The organism is Xenorhabdus vietnamensis (assembly GCF_002127535.1).
Taxonomy (GTDB): Bacteria; Pseudomonadota; Gammaproteobacteria; order Enterobacterales; family Enterobacteriaceae; genus Xenorhabdus; species Xenorhabdus vietnamensis.
In genome coordinates, this window is record NZ_MUBJ01000043.1 from 1 (window position 1) to 4,586 (window position 4,586).

Annotated in this window: 5 protein-coding genes and 2 pseudogenes; all 7 read left to right on the top strand. The window is 45.2% G+C overall.

The annotated features are described in order from the left end of the window. A pseudogene (locus Xvie_RS19270) lies at positions 1-235 on the top strand (phage portal protein); the annotation flags it as partial. Next, positions 235-1,086: a S49 family peptidase gene (locus Xvie_RS19275; RefSeq protein ID WP_086110742.1), complete on the top strand. Its 852-nt coding sequence runs from the start codon at positions 235-237 to the stop codon at positions 1,084-1,086. The pseudogene Xvie_RS19270 and the gene Xvie_RS19275, both read left to right, overlap by 1 nt. Positions 1,087-1,088: 2 nt before the next feature. Beyond that, positions 1,089-1,670, top strand: coding sequence for a hypothetical protein (locus Xvie_RS19280; protein WP_086110743.1), 582 nt, complete (start codon positions 1,089-1,091; stop codon positions 1,668-1,670). Beyond that, positions 1,670-2,062, top strand: coding sequence for a head decoration protein (locus Xvie_RS19285; protein WP_086110744.1), 393 nt, complete (start codon positions 1,670-1,672; stop codon positions 2,060-2,062). Before Xvie_RS19280 ends, Xvie_RS19285 begins: the two co-directional genes overlap by 1 nt. A gap of 79 nt (positions 2,063-2,141) precedes the next feature. Continuing rightward, positions 2,142-2,504, top strand: a pseudogene (locus Xvie_RS19290) (major capsid protein); the annotation flags it as partial. Positions 2,505-2,692: 188 nt separating this feature from the next. Continuing rightward, a complete protein-coding gene (locus Xvie_RS19295; protein ID WP_167376331.1) occupies positions 2,693-3,934 on the top strand; it encodes a tyrosine-type recombinase/integrase in 1,242 nt (413 codons plus the stop codon). A 75-nt stretch (positions 3,935-4,009) separates the two neighbouring features. Next, positions 4,010-4,216, top strand: a complete 207-nt coding sequence (locus tag Xvie_RS19300; protein WP_038196686.1) for a helix-turn-helix transcriptional regulator — start codon at positions 4,010-4,012, stop codon at positions 4,214-4,216. The last annotated feature ends 370 nt before the right edge of the window (positions 4,217-4,586 follow it).

Below are 4,586 nucleotides of genomic sequence, written 5' to 3' on the forward strand. Positions count from 1 at the left end.
ACCCGGTCGCGGCTGGGTGGACCCGGTGGCGGAGAAGAAGGGGGCGATTTTGGGAATGGATGCCGGATTGTCCACGCTGGAAATGGAGGCGGCAGAAAACGCCGGTGAGGATTGGGAGGAGATGCTAGATCAGCGTGCGCGGGAGATTGAAGCCTTTAAGGAGCGCGGTATTCCGCTGCCTGAATGGGCTGAACCGGTGCCGCAACAACAAACCAACAGAGGATCAGGGGAATGATGAATTTACCCCACTTAGCCCAGCGGCTGTTTAACGTGCCGCTGGCAATACACCCGCGCAAAGCGGAAGTGGTCATGGCGGCGTTAACTGACCGATTTGGTATCACTAAAATTCAGGCCGGGATGGACTGGAATGATGATGATTCATTTTCCCATCGTGGGCGGGATACGGGTTATGACATTTTAGAGGGGATTGCTGTTATTCCAGTACAGGGAACGCTGGTGCAAAAACTCGGTACGCTGCGTCCGTATAGTGGCATGACGGGCTATGACGGAATACGCCAGACGTTTCTCAGGGCATTGAATGACCCGGAAGTGAAAGGGATCTGTCTCGATATTGATTCGCCCGGTGGCGAGGTTGCCGGTTGTTTTGACCTGGTGGACCTGATTTACCATTCACGGGGTGAAAAGCCCATTCACGCCATTTTGACCGAAAACGCTTATTCGGCGGCCTACGCTATCGCCAGTGCCGCCGATAAAATTACCGTACCGCGCACAGGCGGCGTCGGTTCGGTGGGAGTGATTGTTATCCATTGTGACTGGTCACAGCGCATCAAGGACGATGGATTGACCGTCACGATCATCACCTATGGTGACAGAAAAGCCGAAAGTAACCCGTACATAAAATTAAGCACGGAAGCGCAGCAGGCGATACAGAGCGATGTTGACGCAATGGGACAGTTATTTGTTGGTACTGTTGCCCGTAATCGAGGCATTTCAGAAAAGATTATTCGAGACACTCAAGCAGCCTGTTATCTGGCGGCTGACGGTGTTCATCTGGGGTTAGCGGATACAGTGGCAACCCCTGACGTAGCATTTCAAACACTAATGAAAGACGCTGGAGTAATATAACGATGTTTAAATTTGCACACCTGTTAGGTGCCAAAGCCCGTGCTGCTGACGAGCACGATGAAGACGAAAAAGCACGTAAGGCGAAATCCCGTCGTGCGGAAGAAGACGAGCACGAAGAAGATGCCGAAGACGATGAAGAGCGTGAAGACGCCGAAGAGCAGGACGAAGAAAAGGAAGGCAAAAAAGCGAAAAAGGCTAAAAAGGCCAAGTCAGAAGATGATGATGACGACCCGGATGCGGAAGACAATGATCCTGACGCTGACGACAATGAGGACGTTAAAAAAGGCCGCCGCGCCGAGCGTAAACGCTGCGCTCAAGTATTTGGCAGTAAATACGCCGCTGGGCGTCCTGATATGGCAGCACATCTGGCGTTCAATACCAGAATGTCAGCGAGTGAGGCTATCAATACAATGAAGGTGATGGGTGTTATTCAGCCTGCCATGACTCGCGTCACACTGGATAGCCGGATGCAGGCTGAGCAGGTGCGATTAGGTCCCGATGCGCAGCAACCCGCGAAAGGCTCTGCGGCCGCACTGGCGCAGCAGATGACGGGTTTATACAACACCAATAGAGGAACAAAATAATGGATCAGTTTTCCAATAACCCGTTTCAGCCGGGTGTTCGTCAGTCGGTTTTTGTCCCCGATCAGCTGATTGCCGGGCAACTGCAATTAGTCACTGATACCGTGACCATTGCAAAATCTGGCATTCTGAAACATGGTACAGTGCTGGGTCAAATCACCGCGACCCGTGAATATGTGCTCAGTAAAAAATCCGCAACAGACGGCAGTCAAACCCCGTGCGCCATTCTGGTAGATGATGTGAATGCGACGGAAAACAGTGTCAGTGGGGGTGTGTACCTGATGGGCGAATTTAACCAGCATCGTATTATTCGTGATGAAAGCTGGTCTTTGCCTGAACTGACCGATGCCCTGCGTAAATTCTCTCTTTTCCTGCGCGACAGCGTGACCGCCTGATTTAATGATTTAACTTCAAACAGACGTCTTTATGCGGCTTACCGTAGGCATGGTGACGTCTTTTATCATGAGAAACAGTATGAATAATATCTATGATACCAACGTGTTAGTGCAGGTTGTGCCGAACCTGATCACTAGTCAGAACTGGCTGTTGGACAAGTTTTTCCCCAATATCGTGGAGTCGGATACCGAAGAAGTATCTATCGACGTGGATGTCGGCCTGCGCCGAATGGCCCCGTTTGTTTCCCCGTTAGTGCAAGGCGTGCTGGTTGAGTCCCGTAAGTTCCAGACGAATACGTTCAAGCCCGCCTACATCAAAGATAAGCGTGCCCCGGATTTACGCAAACCCATTCGCCGCCAGATCGGGGAGCGTATCGGTGGTCAGTACACGGCTGCTGAGCGTGAGATGCTCAATATCCAATTTGAGCTAGCTGACCAGATCGTTCTAGATATCTTTTATGGGTAATCCTCGGTAAGCCGGATAAACTCTTACCTATTTAATAGGTTATGGTCTTTTTGATCAAAAAGCATTCATGACGGTAATGGGTTATCAGGGCTTAAATACGGTAAATCTTGCTATACGTTTTGATATACGTTTAGGCCGTATAGCAAAAAATGGAGAGTATAAAAATGCCCAAGATATCAAAGCCTTTAACCAACACGGAAATTAAATCAGCGAAAAAGGCCGATAAAGAGTATAGCCTTCATGACGGCGGTGGTTTGTATCTATTGGTTAAATCCAGTGGCTCAAAGATCTGGCGCTTTTCTTATAGCAGACCTTATACAAAGAAAAGAGCGTTGATTAGTTTTGGTCAGTATCCAACCGTGACCTTAGCATCAGCAAGAAAGCTCAGGGATGAAGCGAAAGAAATGTTATCACAAAATAGAGACCCTCAGCAGGATCGAGAGGCAAAGGCGATACAAAAAGCCGCAGAGATAGAGAACATTTTTTCTAATGTGGCCTTTGAATGGTTTGAGTTGAAAAAATCACTGGGAATAAGACCAATAACAGCGTCAACAATAAAAATGATGTTAGATAATCACATCATACCCGCCATAGGAAGCGTGCCTATTACTGAATTAACACCCAAATATATTCTCAGGGCATTTGATTATTTGAAAGAAGAGGGGAAATCACGAACGCACTATGTTTCTATTCGTAGAGTAAGAGAGATACTTGATTATGCTGTAAATTCTGGAGCTATACTGTTTAATCCAGCACAAAGTATTATTAAAGCAGTAGCACCATATAAAAATACCCCGTTTAAAACCATAAAAGCAAATGAATTACCTGAATTCTGGGAAGCATTAAATCGCGTAGTTATGGAACCTCAAACAAGATTATTAATAGAGTGGTTGATGCTAACAATGGTCAGGCCAAATGAAGCCTGTGGGACTCGCTGGGATGAAATAGACATTGATAAAAGAATATGGATCATACCCGCAGAAAGAATGAAGAGTAAACGTGCTCATACAGTGGCACTATCTAAGCAGGCAATAAACACTTTAGAGGAAATGAAGAAATTTTCTTCCGGGCAAATATTCGTATTTGCTTCACCGAGTAAATCAGTAAGTCACATTAAACGGGGAACAATCGGTATTGTATTGAAGCGAGCAAATGCGAATATAGTTCCACATGGGTTTAGATCACTGGCAAGTACGACCATGAACGAACATGGTTTTAATCCTGATGTTATTGAGGCTGCATTAGCTCATGTCGATAAAAATGCTGTACGCAGAATTTATAATCGAAGCGTGTATCTTGAACAACGTTTTGAGTTAATGGAGTGGTGGGGAGATTTCTTGGATGCGTCCAAGAAAGGTAAGGTTGACGTTAATAATAACATTCGGGGATTAAAGTTAGTTATTTAAGGTGACGTGATTTTTGTATCTTATGTGTGGGATTATTACCCACACTTATTATGAAATTTAATTCAGTGAGGATTTATGCGATATATTGATAGAGAAATAACAACAGCAGAAGAATTAATGAAGAAATTGAGATTTGCATCAAGAAGCTCTTTTGATGAATTTTGTGCTGATGAAAAGGTTAATTTCCCCAAATTTATCAGGATAGGCATTCGTCGTAAAGGGTGGTTTGTTGATGAGGTTGAAAGCTGGTTTAAAGAGCGTGATGAGGCAAGATACCAATGAATCGGGGCATCAAGGCATAAGGAAGTGCCGCTAGATTTCATTCAAATGAAATACGCTCATATTGCTGCATAACCACACATCAAAAATAATCTCCATTCCCTATTTTTTTATCCGGTAAAAGTCATTTTAAATAACTTCACTGAATGCCTTTGGTGGTATTTCTCCATCAAGGGCTAAATATATAAATAACCCCTATAGCCGAAAATAAAATTAATTAAGACAGGGTAAAACGATGACATCTAAAAATATGGCCTTAATCGGTCAGGGACTCGCTTACGCTGAAAACAGCCAGGAGCCTATTTTAGTTCAGCACAGAACTGAATCGAGAATAGATAGCCGCTTGTTTGCAAAGCGTGTCGGATTACAACAC